At 35.9% G+C, this 19,960-nt stretch carries 17 protein-coding genes; 3 read left to right on the forward strand and 14 right to left on the reverse strand.

Going from position 1 to position 19,960, the window contains the following annotated elements:
- Positions 1-10: 10 nt before the first annotated feature.
- The 13 genes from ACYQ0O_RS09665 to ACYQ0O_RS09725 all read right to left on the reverse strand — a co-directional run bounded on the left by ACYQ0O_RS09665 (position 11) and on the right by ACYQ0O_RS09725 (position 15,019).
- Positions 11-505 carry a hypothetical protein gene (locus ACYQ0O_RS09665; RefSeq protein ID WP_459892523.1) on the reverse strand — a complete coding sequence of 165 codons (495 nt, stop codon included), beginning with the start codon at positions 503-505 and terminating at the stop codon, positions 11-13.
- A gap of 21 nt (positions 506-526) precedes the next feature.
- A complete protein-coding gene (locus ACYQ0O_RS09670) occupies positions 527-1,156 on the reverse strand; it encodes a S24 family peptidase (protein WP_459892525.1) in 630 nt (209 codons plus the stop codon).
- Complete coding sequence (locus ACYQ0O_RS09675; RefSeq protein WP_459892527.1) at positions 1,153-1,875, reverse strand: J domain-containing protein; 723 nt, start codon at positions 1,873-1,875, stop codon at positions 1,153-1,155. Before ACYQ0O_RS09675 ends, ACYQ0O_RS09670 begins: the two co-directional genes overlap by 4 nt.
- 67 nt (positions 1,876-1,942) lie before the next feature.
- The gene (locus ACYQ0O_RS09680) at positions 1,943-2,422 is read right to left on the reverse strand and encodes a helix-hairpin-helix domain-containing protein (protein WP_459892529.1); all 480 of its coding nucleotides are present in this window, start codon (positions 2,420-2,422) and stop codon (positions 1,943-1,945) included.
- 6 nt (positions 2,423-2,428) lie between these two features.
- Complete coding sequence (locus ACYQ0O_RS09685) at positions 2,429-2,932, reverse strand: HNH endonuclease (RefSeq protein WP_459892531.1); 504 nt, start codon at positions 2,930-2,932, stop codon at positions 2,429-2,431.
- Between the two features lie 102 nt (positions 2,933-3,034).
- Complete coding sequence (locus ACYQ0O_RS09690; RefSeq protein ID WP_459892533.1) at positions 3,035-4,555, reverse strand: SpoIID/LytB domain-containing protein; 1,521 nt, start codon at positions 4,553-4,555, stop codon at positions 3,035-3,037.
- The gene (locus ACYQ0O_RS09695) at positions 4,552-7,092 is read right to left on the reverse strand and encodes a hypothetical protein (RefSeq protein ID WP_459892535.1); all 2,541 of its coding nucleotides are present in this window, start codon (positions 7,090-7,092) and stop codon (positions 4,552-4,554) included. The genes ACYQ0O_RS09690 and ACYQ0O_RS09695 overlap by 4 nt, the downstream gene beginning before the upstream one ends.
- A 79-nt stretch (positions 7,093-7,171) precedes the next feature.
- Complete coding sequence (locus ACYQ0O_RS09700; RefSeq protein ID WP_459892537.1) at positions 7,172-8,071, reverse strand: hypothetical protein; 900 nt, start codon at positions 8,069-8,071, stop codon at positions 7,172-7,174.
- A 12-nt stretch (positions 8,072-8,083) separates the two neighbouring features.
- A complete protein-coding gene (locus tag ACYQ0O_RS09705; protein ID WP_459892539.1) occupies positions 8,084-9,283 on the reverse strand; it encodes an S-layer homology domain-containing protein in 1,200 nt (399 codons plus the stop codon).
- A 12-nt stretch (positions 9,284-9,295) separates the two neighbouring features.
- On the reverse strand, positions 9,296-10,669 hold the full coding sequence (locus ACYQ0O_RS09710; RefSeq protein WP_459892541.1) for a hypothetical protein: 1,374 nt from the start codon (positions 10,667-10,669) through the stop codon (positions 9,296-9,298).
- Positions 10,670-10,684: 15 nt separating this feature from the next.
- On the reverse strand, positions 10,685-11,644 hold the full coding sequence (locus ACYQ0O_RS09715; RefSeq protein ID WP_459892543.1) for a hypothetical protein: 960 nt from the start codon (positions 11,642-11,644) through the stop codon (positions 10,685-10,687).
- A 2-nt stretch (positions 11,645-11,646) separates the two neighbouring features.
- On the reverse strand, positions 11,647-12,798 hold the full coding sequence (locus ACYQ0O_RS09720) for a hypothetical protein (protein ID WP_459892545.1): 1,152 nt from the start codon (positions 12,796-12,798) through the stop codon (positions 11,647-11,649).
- Positions 12,791-15,019: a tetratricopeptide repeat protein gene (locus ACYQ0O_RS09725; protein ID WP_459892547.1), complete on the reverse strand. Its 2,229-nt coding sequence runs from the start codon at positions 15,017-15,019 to the stop codon at positions 12,791-12,793. Before ACYQ0O_RS09725 ends, ACYQ0O_RS09720 begins: the two co-directional genes overlap by 8 nt.
- 171 nt (positions 15,020-15,190) lie before the next feature.
- Here ACYQ0O_RS09725 and ACYQ0O_RS09730 point away from each other — a divergent pair, with 171 nt between their 5' ends.
- Positions 15,191-15,955, forward strand: a complete 765-nt coding sequence (locus ACYQ0O_RS09730) for a thioredoxin fold domain-containing protein (RefSeq protein ID WP_459892549.1) — start codon at positions 15,191-15,193, stop codon at positions 15,953-15,955.
- Positions 15,956-16,022: 67 nt separating this feature from the next.
- Here ACYQ0O_RS09730 and ACYQ0O_RS09735 read toward each other — a convergent pair whose 3' ends face one another.
- Positions 16,023-17,291: an acyl-CoA dehydrogenase family protein gene (locus tag ACYQ0O_RS09735; RefSeq protein ID WP_459892551.1), complete on the reverse strand. Its 1,269-nt coding sequence runs from the start codon at positions 17,289-17,291 to the stop codon at positions 16,023-16,025.
- A 144-nt stretch (positions 17,292-17,435) separates the two neighbouring features.
- Here ACYQ0O_RS09735 and ACYQ0O_RS09740 point away from each other — a divergent pair, with 144 nt between their 5' ends.
- Both ACYQ0O_RS09740 and speE read left to right on the forward strand, forming a co-directional pair.
- A complete protein-coding gene (locus ACYQ0O_RS09740) occupies positions 17,436-18,644 on the forward strand; it encodes a type III PLP-dependent enzyme (RefSeq protein WP_459892553.1) in 1,209 nt (402 codons plus the stop codon).
- Between the two features lie 23 nt (positions 18,645-18,667).
- A complete protein-coding gene (gene speE, locus ACYQ0O_RS09745; protein WP_459892555.1) occupies positions 18,668-19,501 on the forward strand; it encodes a polyamine aminopropyltransferase in 834 nt (277 codons plus the stop codon).
- Positions 19,502-19,960: the final 459 nt, after the last annotated feature.

Below are 19,960 nucleotides of genomic sequence, written 5' to 3' on the forward strand. Positions count from 1 at the left end.
TACCTATTTTTTATTGGGTTGTGTCACTTGTCCTTGCACCAGGAGAGTGCAAGGTGCTCAGCACATTTTGTCCCTTTTCTGTCCTTTTCCATGCTTCAAAAAGCTGCATCCATTCTTTAAAATCAAAGACCTTCTCGTCTAGCTGGTCTTCATGGGCTGAAACCCATAGGTGAAAAACAGATACCTCTATTTCAAAGGACTTGCTATTCAAAACACTGGGAACCATGGCAGGAGGAAATTTTTTTCCTTCAAGTTTTCTCAAGATAAAATTTGTTACTGCCTTTTGAGAAGTCTCTGGAGTAATTTTTTTATTATTAAGCTCTTTTGCGAGCTCAAAGAGGATGTCATACTCTTGTTCTATGTGTTCCATGACTTCTTCAGGGACCTTTAAAATCACTGTATTGGGATCACTCCCTTGAGATGCAAAATAAAAACGAAGCCACATTTCAAACTTTATCACATCAGTAATTTCTTTTAATGCATATTTATACTTATTGTCCTTCATGTAGTCTCCATAATTTTGTTATTAAACTGTTCTAAAAAATCCCACAACTTTACCAACTAACTCAAACCTATTGTACTCAAGACAAAGAGTGGGATACGTACCATTATCTGAAATCAAAATCAAACCAATTTCCCCCACCCCTATCCTGCGAACCAGAAATACAGAATCTATATCTCCTGACCATTTAAATACAAACACATCTCCAACTTCTATTTTTTTTGTCTTATCAACTATCAAAATATCCCCTGGATAAAAAGTAGGGATCATGCTATTATCAGCCAATTTAAAATAAAAATATTCTTCACCAATATCCAGGGGTAACTGTAAATTTTGAGGAATATCAATAGAGATTTCCTCACTGTTTAAGGTCTTAACGTCAGCACTGCTAACTATTGGAGACAACCTTATTTTCTTTAAACCTGTGGGAATATCGTTGAATGGATAACCCCTGCCAGTTATTAAATAGGTTGGATTTAGATTGTATTTTTCTGCTATAAGGTGTATCCATTTATAGGGTACGCTATTTTTTTGTTTTGCAATTGAAATTGCCGCCCTTCCCACCCCCAGTTCCTTTGCAAGTTGAATCTGTTTTTTTATTGGAGTGAGCTTACTAAGCCTCTCAAAAAAATCGTCAAATTTCACATCCATCATAAGGGAGCATACCAGTTAGTCTTTCCTGCTTCAAAACACCATTGACCAGGAACACCTCGCCTGGTTCCATACTTTGGATGTCTTAACCACTCAATGACGTTTTGATATGAGTTATATATCCTGATAAATGTCCTCTCATCTCCACCCATATCTGGATGATATTTTAACACACATTTTCTAAATGCATGTTTTACAACAACATATGGATCTTTATTTGTGATTAAATCGTGTCGTTTTATTTTAAGATAACTCAGTTCCTTAGATACCCCTACCAGGGATATCTTTTCTCTGGGAATAAGAAAGCTCTTATTAAATACCTTAATTTTCCCTTGTCTTAAAACTCCCCTACTGGCAGCGTCTCTATTGCCATGGTCCTTAAGTGTATTCCACCATATCTCTCCAAGGAGAAATACCATTCTTTCCATGTCATATATTGGACGCATACCAGGTGTTCGATTATAAAAAAAAGAATAAACATTATCTGAATCATATGGGAGGATATTTAAACCAAGTATGTGCCCAGTGAAAAAAAAGGTTGCATATCTTGCATTTACTGCCCTAAGGAGATTATTAAACCATTTCAATCTAAATATAAAATCTTCCTTACACCGGGAAGAACAGTACTTTTTCCTCCCTTTAGCTAAAGGAATACCACAACAATCACATACTCTAAATCTTTTCACTGTATCTGGTAGAATGGTTGTTTTTTTCAAATTCATGAAGATCTAATAACAGCTACTCTTTTCCATGGCAAGTTTAGTGTCCAGGTAGGTGGATAATAGTTTTCTAACTTTCTTTTATATTTTCCTTTAAGAAATTTAAAATCTTTTTTTCCATTTTCTCGCCAAAACCAGGTAGATGTCTTATTTTCCCTTCTCTTGCATAGTCCAAGAGTTGTTTGAGTGTTCTTATGTCTAACTCTTTGAGTAGGGTTTTTATCTTTTTTATTCCAAGCCCAGAAATATTTAATATATTGAGAATACCCTGTGGATATCTCTCCCTAAGTTTCTTTAATTTTTCAAGGTCGTTTGTCCGTACTATTTCAATTATCTTATTTTCTATGTTTTTTCCAATCCCTGAAAAGACTTTAAGATCATCCCCATGCCTCACCATCTCAGCAATATCATCACCAATCCCACGAATAATGTTGGCAGCATTTCTGTAAGCCCTTATTTTATGGAAATTTTCTCCCTCTAATTCAAGATAAATGGCAAGTTCATCTAATTTATCTGCAATTTCATCATTGGTAATTTTTTTACAAACCATTACACACTATCCCCAGAGATCATCTAAAACCCCTGTTAGACCAAGAAGCTCTATTTTTTTGTTCAAAAATTCAGAAATAGTGGGTTTCACAGGACGTTTGATTAAGGTCATGGAGGCCTCTGAGGGAAGTTTACAGCCTTTCTTTTGATTGCAACTGATACAGGCAGTTACCACATTGGTCCATGAAAAATCCCCACCCCTGGACTTTGGAACAATATGATCAATAGTGGGCTTTGATTTGATTCTCTTCCCACAATACTGACAAATGTAACAGTCCCTAATAAAAATATTTCTTTTTGATAAGGGCACACTCCTTTTGTACAAACTCCTCACAAACTTAATTAACCTAACAACAAGAGGGACTCTTATTCTGTGATTAAAGCCATGGATTACTCGATTGGTATATTTTATCACTTCAACTTTCCTTTGCACCAGGAGTTTTACAGCCCTTTTCCAATTGATTATATTTAGATAACTATAGTCTGCATTTAAGACAACGACCACCCCCATCTCAAACCCCTCACTTATCAATTATTTTATGTTAGACAAGTTAGGATGGGAGATAGATAGCAAAATATTACTATTTTTGTAAAGAACAAGACAAAGTTAATCTCACCACAATTTAACAATTTTTGTGGTTGGGTAATAAAATTCAAGGATTTGTCTAAAATTATATCCCCTTTTGCCCATCTCAGCACTTCCCCATTGGGAATATCCAACACCATGACCCCAACCCTTTCCAGAAAATATCATCTTACCGTTCTTTTTCTCAATGGAAAACAAAATCTCAGGGAGTTTTAATGCCCTACGAAGTATAGTCCATGTCCTGTACTCTTTATTTACTGTATCTGATACTATCTTTATACTAATAATTCTCCCAGAGGGACTAACTTTTGTAGGCACTATCCTTTTCAAATTTCGCACAGGAACGCCTATTCTTCTGAGCTTTTTTTCTACCTCGTCCACAGTAAAAGTCTTTTTCCAGGAAGACATTTTTCCTTCAAGGGATAGTGGATCGGGATGTGCCACAAGATATGGTTTATTCAATTTAAATATATAATTTGCATCAGCAGTATATCCCCCACTGTTGGCAGTATACATTGCTAAAATAGGTCTATTTTTTTCCATAAGAATTAGGCCCCTTGTCTCATTTACAGCCTGTGTGGTCTTTTTAGTCTCACGATCCACACCCTTATATGCCTGGTCCCCCTCATTGTCTACCAGGTCATAATCCCAATTTTTTCTGTGTAATACTTGATAATATGCATATGTCCTTGAAGCCACAGCCTGTGCTTTCAAGGTCTCAAGGGGCCAGGAAGGATATGATTCCGATGGAACTACTCCCCATAAATACCTCTCTATATCAAGTACATTTAAGACCATTAACCTATTCTTTTTGGGTTTTATAATTATTTTGCCCCGCACCCTTTTTGAATACTCCCCAGACCTAATCTTAATAGGACCATTTGACTCAATTTGGGTTTCGCTCTTTATACTGGCAGTATCAAAAACCAGACTCTGGACGCCCTTTGGGGTTCCATTTATTACCAGGCCATCCCCTTCAACCTTAACAAGCCTGGCCTTTCTGAGCAAAAGTACCCTAACCAATGGAGGCGGAACTTTTTTTATAGGTTTCACAGTGGGGGGAGTAACAGCCTTTTTGGCCTGTTCCAAAAGGACTTCTGCTTGAAACCGAAACCGACCATTTGGATATACAGAAAGGTATTTTGACAAAACCCTGGCAGCTCCTTTATATCGCATCATGTCAAAGAGCAAAAGTCCTTTTCTATATAGCGCAATCTCCCTTCCCTCAGGGTAGTTGGCAATAATTTTATTATAGATCTCAAGGGCCTGGTCTTCGGCATCTAAAAATGTGGCAAGGAGATTTGCCTTATGCAAAAGCACCTTTACCTTTGTTTTTTTAAATGGCGTTACCTCAAATGCTGTATTGTACGCTTCAAGTGCATCCAAATATTTTCCAACATCTATTAAATAACTAGCATAATTAATATTCCATTGAGCCAGCCTCTCTTGTGCAAGGGTCTCCTTATTTAATTCAGAATGTGCATAACTGCTCCCAAAACATAAAAGAAAAGAAAACAACACTAAACTGGCTATATTTTTCCTCTTCATGGAGCACTCTCCTTTTTTTCTTTTTTTAATTTTTCAGTTAAATGAAAACTTTTAGAAATAAATCCCTTTTTGATTTCGCCTTTGATCTCCATATTATTTTTCTTAAGATCGATGTCTCCATAGGAATAGAGGTTCAAAAGAGATGAATCCAATTTTAGTTGTTTAATTTTGATTTCTTTTAGCCCTCCACTTAACGATAAACCAAACTTGCTAAATTCCAGGCTGTCTTCCAATTTGGCTGGGTTTAGCCTGACAAAACTCAAGACATCTAAAATCACACCAACCTTTTTACCTAAATTTGAAAGCTTTAGTATCTTACCATCTTCCACATCTACAAAGGCATCAAACCACAAATTCTCCTTTAAATCCTTAATAGTCTTACCCTGAAAATTAATAGTGGTCTGTAGATTGGTATCCCCTGTAATATAAACCGGGGCCTGCCTTATAAAACAACCCAATAAGTGATCCATTGGGATGCTAATGGTTCTGATATCAACAATTCCAGAAACACCTGTATCCAAAAATTCTATTCCACCAGAAAATGAGATATTACAAAAATATCCATTAAAACTTATTGATGGATGATTTTTGAACAAGATATCCCCTTTTAAAGGAGAAATTTCATATACATTATCATGTGTTATATATTTAAGGGAATCAAACTCCAAATGATAATGGGATGAAAAGCTGGAAATAGTCTCTGGGACTTTAGGTTTTATTTCCTTGTTTTCAAACCTACGCTCAGTATTTATTTTTTTATCTTCTGCTTTTCTCTGAATTGATAAAAACCTCAACTTCCTCGTGATTAAATCAAACCTACTGGGACTAAGCTTCGCCTGGGTAGCACCCAAAATCTTACCTGCTGGGATTGAAATGGAATATTCCAACTCACTGTCATTGACCAAATCCTTTTTGACCTTAAAAAATTCTACCTTTGTATCCCCCTGTTCAAGATCAGCAATATTTAGAGTTAATCTTGTATTTTTATAGATTTCCCGGAGGTGGGAAGATATATTTTTCAGAGGTATTTTAGTGTCAAAGGCCAATTCAATACTTCCCTTTTTGTTTAACTGACACTTTAAATTTCCGTTATTTAAATCAATCTCCCTATTATTGGCTAAAATATTCATTCCCATATCATATACAATACCAGTTAAGTTTTTATAATTAAAACTTGTATTTTCAATATTAAGTAATGATTTAACAGTAAATTCCTTATCTTGTATACCATACTTTAGTGCTGTTTGAGTAATTTTTATATCTCCTCTATTTATAAATAAATCCATGTCATGAGATTTTATGATGCCTTTTTGGATATTTACTAAAAATTTTTGTATTAATAAATCTAATTTATTGTTTTTTATTTTTATATTTATTGGATCAAATACAATCTTTAATATTGATTCCCTATCTGTTTTTATAATAATTTTTTTATTTGAAGATAGTTTACTCTGTAAGGAAATACATGTAGAATTATCTTGATGCTCAAAGTGAGCATTGATTTCCATATTAAGAGATAATCCTGGTATGATTATGGAACTTGCATCTATTATTGGCATATTTTTTTTCAATATTAAATTTAGAAAATTTACTTGAAAATCACTGGACTTTACTTCTATATTATTATTTAAATAATTCACATACGTGCAATTGGTCAATAATGACAGTATTATTGGATTTTTGTAGTTACCATATAATTCTAAGGATGTGGGATTGGCAGCAATTTTTGCAGAAAATTTAGTTAAATTGATATTCCTTGAGTTAAGTCCAGTTAAAACAAGTTCAGTGTCCTTTAGGGCAAGAATACCTTTAGCCGTAATATCCTTTACAGGGTAAAGATTTTGAATTTTTTTTAACTTGCTTAATATATTATGTTTTATATCAGGATAGATCTTAAATAATAGATTTGACAAAGTAGCTAAATTTAAGTGTACACCATTTGCCTTAAAGACTAAAAGGTCATTAGCAATACTTAAGTCAATTTGTCCAATAGAATTATCTTTTAGATTGGTGCTATCTATCTTTAAAATTATGGATTTCTTTTTTGAGTTTGCAGATAGATTTAAATTTTTGATGGTTATTTTCTGTTGTACATAATTTGGGCCACTAATTTTATTTACTTTTAATTCATATTGGTTACCATGCATTTTAAAAAAAACGCCAGAGAGGCATATATTTCCTGTGACTTCTTTGGGCAGATTAAGTTTCACTCCTATTTTTTTCAGAAGATTAAATATTTCAACAACATCAGCTGAAATGAATTTTGATGTAACTACGACGGTTGCAGGATCTTTTTTTTGAATCCTTATATTAAAATCGCCCTTAAACTTTATATTTAAAAGGGTTATATCACCACTAAAATGTAGTTCATCAGCATCTATTGGTAAATCAAAATTTAATTTCCCTGAGAACTCTAAACCGAGACTTTGATAGAGTTTATCTTTTTTTGGACGCGAAATAGTTCCGTAGCTATTTTTGAAGCATGTAATTATAAAAACACAACATATAAAAATCAAAATAGAAAAACGGAGTCTCATAATTTTTACTTATTAAGCTAATTATTAAAGAGGGCATCAGGGACTTAAAACCAAGTTCCCTGATGCCCTCTTTTCGTGATTATTTAAGAAGAAATACAACCCTAGCCTGGTTTAAAAACTGAGTTTTTTCGTTGTTTACAAAAATCAATGCAGAAGCATCTTTATCTACTGCAACATCAGTATTTTTGATAACCTTTATAGCTTTAATCTCAAGGGGATTTTTTGCACCCCAGGTCTTAAGCAATGCCTTAGCTTTTGTTTCATCATTGGTGAAACCACCGCATCCCCTCTCTACAAGAACAGAGCTAACTATCTTTGAGGGATCAAATATAATTTCACCACTTTCACTTAATATCCTGTTAACAAGAGCCGGTCTAAACGGATATTCTCTAACATCCACAATAACCCCGTCGTAAGGATTCACCATCTTGGATGGAGTCATGACCTCAGGCTTTGGCTGGGGAGTTTGGGGCTGCATTTGTACATTTGTCTTTGGTTTTTCCATTACCTGGGGAATCATCTTTGGTTGAAAGGTTGGCTTTGGAGGTGGCAACATACCCTCATCTTTTAAAAGGGGCAAAATCACATCATAGAGCCCTCCATGTCCCCTTAGGTAGAGTCTTAGACAAACCTCTGCATATCCCCTATTTGGATAATATTTTTCTCCGCATTTAATAGCCCCTCTTAGGACACCTTGAACTGTGGTTCTAATATTATCACTCTGCAACATTCCATCCCTAACAGTAGTAGTACCGTACAATGTAATTCCCTGTAATACTTCTAAAAGATCCCTTTGGGCCACCACTGTTGCAGCCCTAACAGCCCTATATCTACTTTGGCCCTCTTCTGATGCTCCAATAACCTGAATATAACCTTCTGAAAAGACCTTTACAGGGTCAGTAACAGGCTGCCACTCATCAGCCATAGCATTAAAACACATAAAAATAAAAATTCCCAAAATTAATCCTATCTTCTTCATAACCTCCCTCCTTTAATAAATATTCATTATATTTCTCAATTTCATAAGGGCCAATATTAGTTCAGCCCCTTCCACATTGTCATTTGGCCTAAATTCACCAGATATATCAGGTTCCATTAACCCTCTGGTGGTCACATTCATCACAGCATTAAACCACGCTACATTTGAGGGAACATCGGGGAATGGACTTTTCTCTGTTCCAAAATAGGCTGTAGCTATGGAATTGTCACCGGTCAATTTAATAAGCAAATCCTCCAAAATAAAAGCAAGTTGTTTTCTGGTGACAGGCTCTGCAGGTTTAAATAAATATGCCTGTGTAGTTTTATCATATTCAGGTTGAAGTCCCCTGATATTCCACTTTATCACAGTGAGTATTTCTTCTTTAAATGGACTGTTTAATACATCAGCAGGTACAAAAGCTGCCTTAGGCAACTTTGATTTAATAACGATCCTGCCTGCCATAAATTTGTCAAGATGGAGTTCATCCACAAGTAATGCTGCTACATCGCCTCTGGTTACCTCTGGCTTTACGGCTATTTTCTTAGCTACTTTAGTCAAAGTATATTGCCCCATGGCCCTGACTATCTTCTGGACCCTCTTGAACATCATATCTGCCTTGTTATGCCACTTACCTGGCTTTGAGGATAATGTCTTTGAAAACGCATCTTCTGCCTTTCTAAACTCATATCCCATATAATAAGCATAACCCATAAAATAATGAGCAGCAGCAATGGTCTGATAATATGGCAACTCTTCTTCCTTTACATCTTTTAAGCCAAGTGCATCTTCGTAGTGATCTTCTGCATCTTCCAGCCATCCCTTTGGTTGTGCAGTAAAATAAACACGAATTGCTGTAACATGATAGATAAATTTTTCACTGTCATTTTCTGCTGCCTTTCTCGCCTTGTTCAAATAGTCCAGGGCATTTTTTGCATCCACTTCCCAGTGACCTTTTGATTTCTGCCTGTGGGCATCTATTGCATACACAAGGGCCTTTCCAGCCAGAGCAGGACTATACTCTTTGTCCAGATAAATCGCCCTATCAAAGTGATGTCTTGCTCCTTCAATATCCTCTTTTTCTATTAACTGCATTCCCATAAGGTAGTGGTGCTGGGGATTATCCTCCATTGAAATACCAACCTGTTTTTTGGGACCACAGGCACCTATTAAAAATAGTGCCAGAATCGTTACTACACACCATAACTTCTTCATACTTACCTCCTCCTATTGTTTTAACTTTTTCTCCATCTTAATCATTGCCTCTAAATACCCTTTATATTTTGACACCTGGTATTTTTGGGCAACAGTATAACCCACCACCTGGAAATAAGTTACAGGTAGTGCTATAAGTTGTTTTACAATGTTTGCATACCTCCTTTCATAGAATCTCCGATCTCTTTTTGAAAATACACCTTTTTTCATAAGAAAAGGATAGGTAACAAATGCCCTGGTCAAATTCATCTTCCGCATTGTAGCCACGTCATTTATAATTTTAACAGTTAAATTCAAAATAACAGACATATTCTCTGCAAAACTCCTATCAATATAGTCCACTATTTCTTTTAACTTCCTGGCCTTTTTTATATTTTCTCTGGTCACATTCAACGTGGTTAATGCCTGTTTGTACAACCTATCCTGCAATGCCTTTTTTACCCTTAACCTTTTAATTAGAACTGATTTTTGTTTTCTAAGAGCAGCCTTTTCAGCCCTATTTAACCCCTTATCCTGCAATCTTGCCTTAATAGACTCTAAATCAGCCTTTGTTAAAGCGGCCTCTTCATCCACCCTCTTAATCTGCATCCTGAGAGATGGAGATAGAAGGGAATAAAATACTTCTTTGAATGTCCCCAATTGCTCTCCTTTAACTGGTCTAAAACAACATATCTCAACTGGTAGATCTGCCCAATTTTTTATTCCTCCACGTCTGTAAAAATATTTTGTGAGCATGAATTCAGTTGGTCTATTAAAAAAATCACACTTTCTATAAAACACAGATCTCTTAATTTTTTTACACACAGAACTACCTGGAGTTGCATCATTGAAGCTTTGTCTAAAATAATAGCAATCACAGCCAAAAGGAACATAGGAAAGCACTGATTTAACGTGTTCAAATTCAACACCTAAATTTTCACATCCCTTTATGAACATTCTAGATCCCAAGGCACCCAGGGCACTATAGAGAATGTTATTTTGAGACATAGACAAGATGCTCACTGCATAGGCATCCACATTATACACATCGTAAAAGGAAAAATCCTTTTTTAATAGTCTCTTAAGACAATCATTATACTTTGTTTTATTTCTCTTTTCCTTCTCTGTTAGATAACTGGTCCGATAATAACTATTTAAAATCTCGGGCCAATTATCTTCATAAGACACAGGCATGCGCTCAAGCATTACCTGATTCATTTTGACTATAGCAGCGATTTCATTTGCCAGGGTTATATCTATTTCTGCTTCTATGAGAGGATTTTTGTTTTTAGCCCCCTGCTCTCCAGCAAAATAATTGGCCACATTACCCATTGTCATCATCCCACCTGTGGCACAGCCATAAGCAAATAGAACAAATAATAACAATATCATCCTGGGAAAACGCATAAGTTTTCTCCTTTCTTAATATCCTGTTGGAGTTTTAAATTCCTCCAAGAGCTTTTTAGTATTTTTTTGTCTCTTTGAAGCTGAAAACGCAGTATTTAATTCATAGGATACATCGCCCATGGCCTTTTGAATGTCTAAGTCCCCGGGTTTTAACATCGCAGCCCTTCGATAATACTTAAGGGCCTTGCTTAGATATTGTTGTTGTGTATTCATATCATTGGCATTGTTCCACGCCATACATTCAAGTGCAACACCTGCATTGTAAAGAACACTTGCATCTCTACATGTTGGACTATCTGCCATTGGCTTTAACACCTCATACGCCCCAATACAATTTCCAGCATTTATCATATCCGAGGCACCCTTAGCCATACCACTAATACCTTTTACTGGCCGTAAAATAGTTGATTTGACTGGAACAAATTGCCTCACCACCCGTCTGACTGCTTCTTTAATTAACTTTTCCTTTACCCTGATAATGGATGGCAACTTATCTTTCCTATAAGCAGGCTGAACATATGTCTTTTCAATTAAAATAGGGTCTGCAGTGGAACATTCTAACATCCCTGCCTGTCTTACAGAGAAATTGGCCTGAAAAACGCCGTAGCGTTTCACAACTCCTGCCTCTCTTTTAGTGGTAACGCGAAAATTAATTACCCGTACACTCAAATCTGGATACTCACCTTCCATAGAAGACACAGTAACAGGATTGATAAATTTGGTCTCACCAAGAACTGCCCTGGCGAATTGGGCAATTAAATATTTATCTCCTTTAGATACATTTCCACTAATTGTATCTGCGCCCACATACATATAAGAGATACCATTATCCCCGCCAGAAGAGCACACAAGCCCTTCTTTAACAGTATTTGGGTGGTAGACATTGACCAGGGCACCCCTGGAGCTTACCTGGGTTGTTGCACAACCACCCAGAAAAACAAGTACAATAAAAAAAACAAGCCACTCTTTTTTCATGGTTAATACCCTCCTCCTGCGCCAGAATAACTTCCTTCAAACATGACCCTTGAACCAGATACTTCTGCAGGGATCAGCCCTATGCCTTTTTTCTTAAATGTTTTTCTCAAAATCCTTCGAACAGAAGTTGGATCGGCTTCATTAAAGATCTCAACCTCCATATAACTTCCAGTTTGCCTTGCAACCCTATACCGCCATCCCAATTCCTCTAACACATCCTCCACCTTATCCTGCTGATTTATATTAATGTTTCTAAGTATCAACATGACAAACTTGGCCCTGGATCCACTAAAACGGGTCACGATTTTTCCTATAAGCCTGTCCACTACCCTTGGACCAATCTTTATGGCTACCCTTGCAACACCATCCTGGATACCATATTCTCCTCCCCTGGTTATAGTCTTTCCCCGATCCTGAACATTCGCAAAAAGCTCTCCAGTGGTACAATCATATGCCTTTAAGCTTAGTGTGGCATAAATTAGGATATATCCGTCATTTGTGGGCCTTTTTCCAGCGTCAAAGCTGACTATTACAACAGCATCGCCAGTTTCCTGCCTGGCAATATTAATTGCAGTCTCTTCGTCAACAACCATCTCAGCAGCACGTCCCCTGATTCTCTTTAGCTGGGAAGGCAAAAATACTCTAAATCCCTTGGATGAGAGTCTATCTTCGATTAAATCCATAACAGACTGAACGGCCTTTGAATTATAGGGTAAATCCAACCCAGTGCGTGGCTTATAAAGGACCACTACTTTCCTCTCATCAAATTTGGTTTCCTGAAATGTGCGTTGAAACCTTGGATCCTCCATAAACTGGGAAACTGCATTCTTTAATTTCACATCATCTAAATCCACATTTAGTTTCACCTTATAAACATCAGTTACTGGATCTTTTCCTTCTGCAATAACTTTATAACTTCTAACATACCCAGCACTCGCCGATGTAATACGATCATAAATCAACTTTCCCTGGGACACATTGGATGTTGATGTGACCATGGTTCCAAGTGCCTCTTCCACTGCTGCCCTTATACCATTGTTAATAGCAGCCTGTCTGGTCTGTCCTTCTCCTATTGCAGTTACTGTCCTTGCCCAAAGGGGTGTACTGACCAAGAAAAATACCAGGATTCCCAATAAACTAAGCTTCCTAATCATGACTCATACCTCCTTCCTTTTTTTTATTGTTTATATCCCTGAAAAATACCTTCATTGACTGTAATGTGGGATTGTTTGGATTCAACTTAAGTCCTTTTTCAAGGAGCTGTCTTGCCTTTTCCTCTTTATTTATCTGCAAAAAATACCTAATTCCCATTTGATAAATTCGTGACTCATAGGGGTATTTTTTAATAGCCTGGTTTATTACTCTTTCAATTGATGGATCCTGTATCATTGAAAGGGCATATATGTAGTAAATATAGAGGGAGGCATCTGAATAGACTGGAACTACCTTCTTAAAAATCTGGACTGCCTTACCATAATTTCCCTTATTCAAAAAGGATATTGCATCATTAGCCAATTTTTTAAATCTTTCTACTACTTGTTTCAGGCTTATCTCTTTTCCTTCTGGGTATGGATCTGATAAAAAAGAGACAACTTCAACATTTCCATTTACCCTGAAATTTGCTGGTTCTGTTGTTCCCAGATAATTTGAACTAATTTTTATTGGAACCTGGCTATCTATATTCACATCATTATCAATGAAATTATTAAATTTAATATCCACATCCCCTCTATCTATTTTAAGGGATAATTTATTTCTCTCAAAATCACAATTGGAAATAATTACCTTCCCATCCTTTACCCAGACAGCCCTTTGTAATTCCTTGAATGTAGAATTTGAAATCCTGGCACTATTTATTGTTTCAATTATTAATCCTGTTTTCTGTCTAATAACTGATATATTTTCAGCTGTAATATTTCCTTTAACGTAGATTTTAGATATTCCCTGGATATGAAGATTAGATATGTTCATGGTCCCAGTTTCATCTATCAGTATATCTTTTGTACCATTGGTATTATCTGAGTGGATAAAACTGGATTTTACAATCAGTTCTCCTTGAATCTTTAAAAGGGAATTATTTTTAAATGCAATGTCAACATCAGGACCAATTTGAACCTTTGTTCCAAAGGGCACTGTACATGTTCCGTTTATAAAATATCTTCCCCTAGTGATATTTGATACTATTATGTCAGGCAACTTTTGTTCAATAAAAACAGGAAGAGATAAAGGCCCTATCTGGACAGGTTTGGATTTATTTCCCACTCTATCTACACTGACAATTCTATAGAAATAATTTACTCCAGGTTTAAGAGACATATCAGTCCATGAAAAATCTGTTACTTCAGCTACTTTCTTGTAATCAGTAAGGGGTCTTATACTCCTGTATATCTCGAACTTAGACGTATCGGTGTCTGTGGTATTCCAATTTAGGACTATTGAATCCTTTTTTATAACAGACAAGAGATCTTTAACTTCTTTGGGTGGAACGCCATCAATATTCACCAGAGGAGATGACTCCATCCAATCACGCCTCTCTCCCTGTTCATTTTCAAGGTGTACATAAATTATTCCTCTTTTCAGAAAATCTCCTTGGCGCACAATATATACGCCTTTATAAATTCCATTTTGTACCTCTGACATTGGGACCTTTTTTATAAGAGGATCCACATCAAAATAGGCCTTACCACCAGCTGTTCCTTCCAATCCCACCATAATCTTATCGCCAATCTTAAAAGTAGCATTGGATACATTTGTTACCACTCTTAAGATTTTAGGCTTTTTTGCTGCACTGGAAAAGGTAGGTATTAAACTGGATATTTTAAATGCCCAGTCAAAAATTACATTTTTTATATTCACATTTCCTTCGCTACTAACCACTGACGATACAACTGTAGCAATGGCCCCAAGGGGATCAGTAGCTATTGATAGTTTCTTTCTTGTAGCAGTCTCCCGCCAACAACCCAACTTTTTTTTCCTGGTATATAGACACAATTGCCCGTCCATTTTATAATATTGTGCAAATGCCACATTAAAACTTGATAGCCTGTACACAGAAATAGTCAATGCCCCATCTAAACTGGAATTTTCTTCAAATATTTTTTTCAGTTCTTTATGAGTGGGCTTTTTTGAAAAAGAACTGGCACCTTTTAATCTAGATACCACATATCCCTTTCCAGACATATAATTCTTAATCACATTTTTAACCATACCCAGTGCAGCAAGTTCTATATTCTTCTTTGAGAGAGGTATTGGCCCAATTATGGCAATTTTTCTTGGCAGTTCCTTTTCTGGTATAAAAACCACGTTCTGGTTTGCTGAAAATGCGAAACCAATCAGGGAAAAATAGAGAATCAAAACAGATAAAAAAACTCTCATAATAGTTCCCCTTTTATTTCAGATTATTTAATTATAGATTTATCAAAACAAAATTCAATGTAAATGATTTTTATCACATTTTTAGGTTGACACGTAATCGTTGGGTTGATTAAGTCAAATATTAAACATTTTACTATAGAAAATAACTAACAAAAAAAAGGACATGGCGCAATGAAAAAGATAATTCTTTATATATTAGGAATGGTGGTGATTTTTCTTTCATCAAAGACAATCCTTGCTGGGACATGTGACAAATCAACATTGAAAACATTAAACAAACACCTTCCCCAACCCCTCCCCCCAGGGTCCAAAATAATTTCCCAGAAAAAAGTCTCAGGCCTATGCGAGACAATTGTGGAATTTAGGGGGAGAGATATCCCCTTTTATTCTACAAAGGATTTTGTAATTGTTGGACAGATGTTTAAAAACAAAAAGAATTTACCAGCAGATACATTAAGTGGATTGGTAAAAAATTCATTTTTAAAAAATAGAAAAAAATTAGATAAACTATCTATCTTCACCTACTCTCCTCCACATACTAAAATAAAACACACCATATACATGTTTACAGATCCTGTATGTCCCTATTGCCATAAGGCCATACAAAACATAAAAAATCTGGCTAAGCTCACTAATTCAGAAATAAAAATAGTGCTATTTGCAGTACATATACCCCAGGGAGATACAGAGATTAACAAAGTTATTTGCAGCAATATGGACATTAATACATATATTTCCACTAATTTCCCTTTAAAAAAACAAATTAAACCATGTAATAAGGCTCAAAAAATAATTAAAGCTACTTCTAAATTAGCACATGAGTTAAAAGTAAGTGCTGTACCAACTTTCTTCCTTGACGATGGTACGAAGATAACAGGCGCAAATATAGCCAGAATAAAAAATGCTATTGAAAGAATAGACAGTGAAAAAAAATAGGGTTAGGCCTACTCTCAAAAAAAAGCATCATACCTAACCCTGTTTATTTTAATTATAACTTTATAACTTAGCTCTTATTTTTCCACATATCTTCATCAGTAAAGCATTTTTCATCAGTGTCCATAAAATGTTGTGCATCTTTTTCAACGTCTCTATCGTCTTTAGGTGATGTTAACACTTCCTTATAATATTCGTGTTGTATGAGTAAACTCATAATTTCATTTGTACCTGTCCAGATCTGGGTAAGTCTAATATCCCTGATAAATTTTTCCACTGGATAAACATCTGTATACCCAATCCCACCCATTATTTGCATTGCCTTATTTGCCACATCCCATGCAGTTTCAGTTGCAAATTTTTTTGCTTCACTAACAAGCCTTCTTGAATTAGGCGCATTATTATCAACAGCTTTTGCTGCCATATATACAATGGCTCTGGCAGCATCTAACTTTGTTATTGCATCACTAACCATAAAACTCACTGCTTGATACTTTCTAATTGGCTTTCCAAAGGCAAATCTTCTATCACTATACCTAACTGCCACATCCAGGGCAGCCCTTGCCATGCCCAAACATGCAGCAGCAGAGGTAAGTCTTTCTGGAATCATCATCTGATGAAACACCAATGCACCTCCATGCATTGGGCCAACTAAATTTTCTTTAGGCACCTTGACGTCTTTAAATATTAACCTACCTGTACCACCACCCCTGGTACCCATTAGACCATACTTATATTCTGTTTCCACACCAGCTGACCTCTCAATAATAAGGGCACTAATTCTTTCATATTTGTTCGCTGCTGGGTCCTGATTTGTCTTACAGTACACCAGGAAAAAATCTGCCTCTGTGGCACCAACAATAAACCTCTTCTGACCATTAACAATAAAATGATCCCCATCCAAAACAGCCAAAGTAGTGGCTCCAAAAAAATCAGAACCACCACGCGGTTCTGTTAATGCCTCAGCAGATATCAGATCTCCCTTTAACATTGGCTTTAGATACTTCTCTTTCTGGTGCTCTGTACCAAATTTATCAAGGGCCTCACCAACTATGGAAGGCATAACCATGGCACATCCCAGAGATGTCCCTAAAAGCCCTATCTCTTCCTCTGCTATCACCTCATCTGTCCATGAAAGTCCCCTGCCTCCCCACTTTTTATCAAATCTAAGTCCAAGGAGATTCCTCTCACCTGCCTTTTTTATAACCTCACGTGGATATTCTACCTCATCCCTGTCCATCTTTCTGATTAGCTCATGGCTAACTTCATTTTTTACAAATTCTCTCATCTCCTTCTGAATACTTTTTTCAGTATCTCTTATGAGTTCCGTATAAAACATAATAACTCCTCCTGATTACTGTAAATTTTTTCCTTAACGGTTGCCTGGTAAATTATAGTTTTTTTAATTGAAAATGTCCACTTTTTTTAGTAGACAGTGTCACTTCTTTTTTTTAGAAATACAAAAAGTAAAATTGGTGGTATTATGGTAAGAAAATTCAGGATTTCAGACCTCCATCAAAGGATAGTTTCAAAGAAAACCCTTTTTAAAACACTGACCTATATAGATCAAAACCCCAATTTAAGAACACCCCTATTATTAATTGACAGGGAAAAACTTATTCAAAATGTTAAAATAATGGGCAGTCAAATACCCAACTCAAGGGTATTTTATGCTGTAAAGGCCAATGGCGACATTGAGCTAATAAATCTTCTAAAAAATATGGGGCTAGGGTTTGAAATAGCCTCAATTGGGGAGTTAGACTTACTGAAAAAACTTAATGTATCCCCAGATAAAATAATCACAAGCAATCCAGTAAAATCCCCTGATTTTATACAGGGCCTATTTAATTATGGAGTAAAATATTTTGTTTTTGATTCTATATCAGAGATTGAAAAGTTAGAGAAATGGGCACCTGGCTGTTATGGTTATGTTAGACTCTCAGTGCCAAATGAAGGCAGTGAGTGGCCCCTTAGCAAAAAATTTGGTGTAGAATTGGATATGGCATTTGATTTGATAAAAAGGGCAGCTAAAAATAAAATAATTAGAACAACTGGCATAACTTTTCATGTTGGTTCTCAATGTTTAAATCCATATAATTGGTACATTGCAATAGATAAGGCCAAAAAATTATTTGATATGTGTATGGATATGGGGATAAAGATAAAGATGCTTAATATTGGCGGTGGATACCCGATTAGTTATACCAGACTGGCTCCAGATATAAAGGAGGTTGAAGAAAAGATATCCTATTATCTGGCAGAAAAGTTTAATGATGATATTGAGATATTTATAGAACCTGGAAGGGCCATTGTTGGAGATTGTGGAATTATGATCGCAAAGGTGATTGGTACAGCAAAGAGGGAGTATGAAAACTGGATATATTTAGATGTCGGTGTATTTAATGGTCTAATGGAGGCTATAGGAGGAATAAAATATTTGTATATATTTGAAAGATCATCATCAATAGACACAATAAAGGAATCAGAAGACAGATCATTCTTTAATAAACACAAGAAATGGACAATAGCGGGTCCCAGTTGTGATTCAATGGATGTAATAGAAAAGAATATATATATTGAAGAAGAACCAGACTCAAATCAACTTGTACTCATCCCATCAGCTGGTGCTTATACAGTATCATATGCATCAGAGTTTAATGGATTTCCCATACCAGAGGTAAAAATAATTTAAATTAAATTGCATGGAGGCAGTCTATGGTAACCTTTACAGAAAACGAACCTTTTTCTCCAATAAAATATCAATATGCAGTTGAAAAAATCTTATATAAAGGGAAAAGTCCATATCAGGATATTATGGTTTTTGAGAGTCCGGATTTTGGGAGGGTGCTTGTACTGGATAATATTGTGCAATTAACCGAAAGGGACGAATTCTTCTATCATGAAATGCTATCTCATATTGCCCTGCATACACATCCAGAACCCCGGAAAGTAATAGTAATTGGAGGGGGCGACGGCGGCACCATGAGAGAAGTATTAAAGCATCCTTCAGTTAAAAAGGCGTACCTCGTAGAGATAGACAAAAAGGTAGTTGACGTATCCAGGGAGTATTTACCATTTGTTTCATCTAAACTGGACGATCCAAGGGTTGAAATACATTATACAGATGGAGCTGAATTTATTAAATCAATAAACAACGTAGATGTTGTAATAGTAGACTCAACAGATGCAATAGGAATGGCAAGAACACTTTATAGCGAGGAATTTTTTAAAAATATTTACAGTTGTTTGTCTGAACATGGACTCTTTGTGACCCATAGCGAATCCCTTGGATTCCACAGGGAAATGACAATTGAAGTACAAAATACCCTAAAAAAAATCTTTCCCATAGTTGACCTCTATTCATTTGCTATACCCACATATCCAGGTAACTGGTGGAGCTTTGCAATAGCGTCAAAAAAATTTGATCCACGGATCCCAAACAAAAAAACAGTCCCTGCTACAAAATTATATGATAACGAAGTACACAAATGGGTCTTCCTTCCTAAAGGACTTTACTCAAGAATAATGAACCAGGAAGTTAAGTGGTAAAAAGAACAAACCAGGTGGTTTAGGGCGATGTTTACCTACACCACCTGGTATTTATAAAGTTTTCATGAATAATTTTATACAGGACTTTTACCTTTTTAGGTCTATTTTAGCCTAAATTATAAATAATATCAATTAGTTATCCAGATGTTTTTTGTAAAACCCCACTCTTTATTTTATACCCAAAGGCAGAGAGCATTTCAGCTTGGGTTGAAGTAGGTTCCTTTATTATCCTCACCGGTTTTCTTTTGCCAGAATGCCAGCAAAGACAACTGTGTCGTGTCCTCATGAATTCCATTATCTTGTCTGTACTTAAATCGGAAGCTCACCCCTACCAATTAGTATAACATATTGAATATTAATGAGAAAGTGGCGATTTTTAGGATTTTTATGTAGTCACTAATAGAGATATTTTTTAGTTGACATACATCAGATTATTATATATATAAGTAGACATGCATG

The organism is Desulfothermus okinawensis JCM 13304, assembly GCF_054654515.1.

Bases quoted from the DNA above. Each gene is read 5' to 3' on its own strand.
- ACYQ0O_RS09715 (WP_459892543.1), bottom strand. From the start codon at position 11,644: ATGAAAAAAGAGTGGCTTGTTTTTTTTATTGTACTTGTTTTTCTGGGT.
- ACYQ0O_RS09720 (WP_459892545.1), bottom strand. From the start codon at position 12,798: ATGATTAGGAAGCTTAGTTTATTGGGAATCCTGGTATTTTTCTTGGTC.
- ACYQ0O_RS09695 (WP_459892535.1), bottom strand. From the start codon at position 7,092: ATGAGACTCCGTTTTTCTATTTTGATTTTTATATGTTGTGTTTTTATA.
- ACYQ0O_RS09675 (WP_459892527.1), bottom strand. From the start codon at position 1,875: ATGAATTTGAAAAAAACAACCATTCTACCAGATACAGTGAAAAGATTT.
- ACYQ0O_RS09735 (WP_459892551.1), bottom strand. From the start codon at position 17,291: ATGTTTTATACGGAACTCATAAGAGATACTGAAAAAAGTATTCAGAAG.
- ACYQ0O_RS09690 (WP_459892533.1), bottom strand. From the start codon at position 4,555: ATGAAGAGGAAAAATATAGCCAGTTTAGTGTTGTTTTCTTTTCTTTTA.
- speE (WP_459892555.1), top strand. From the start codon at position 18,668: ATGGTAACCTTTACAGAAAACGAACCTTTTTCTCCAATAAAATATCAA.
- ACYQ0O_RS09700 (WP_459892537.1), bottom strand. From the start codon at position 8,071: ATGAAGAAGATAGGATTAATTTTGGGAATTTTTATTTTTATGTGTTTT.
- ACYQ0O_RS09725 (WP_459892547.1), bottom strand. From the start codon at position 15,019: ATGAGAGTTTTTTTATCTGTTTTGATTCTCTATTTTTCCCTGATTGGT.
- ACYQ0O_RS09740 (WP_459892553.1), top strand. From the start codon at position 17,436: ATGGTAAGAAAATTCAGGATTTCAGACCTCCATCAAAGGATAGTTTCA.
- ACYQ0O_RS09670 (WP_459892525.1), bottom strand. From the start codon at position 1,156: ATGATGGATGTGAAATTTGACGATTTTTTTGAGAGGCTTAGTAAGCTC.
- ACYQ0O_RS09680 (WP_459892529.1), bottom strand. From the start codon at position 2,422: ATGGTTTGTAAAAAAATTACCAATGATGAAATTGCAGATAAATTAGAT.
- ACYQ0O_RS09685 (WP_459892531.1), bottom strand. From the start codon at position 2,932: ATGGGGGTGGTCGTTGTCTTAAATGCAGACTATAGTTATCTAAATATA.
- ACYQ0O_RS09730 (WP_459892549.1), top strand. From the start codon at position 15,191: ATGAAAAAGATAATTCTTTATATATTAGGAATGGTGGTGATTTTTCTT.
- ACYQ0O_RS09705 (WP_459892539.1), bottom strand. From the start codon at position 9,283: ATGAAGAAGTTATGGTGTGTAGTAACGATTCTGGCACTATTTTTAATA.
- ACYQ0O_RS09710 (WP_459892541.1), bottom strand. From the start codon at position 10,669: ATGCGTTTTCCCAGGATGATATTGTTATTATTTGTTCTATTTGCTTAT.
- ACYQ0O_RS09665 (WP_459892523.1), bottom strand. From the start codon at position 505: ATGAAGGACAATAAGTATAAATATGCATTAAAAGAAATTACTGATGTG.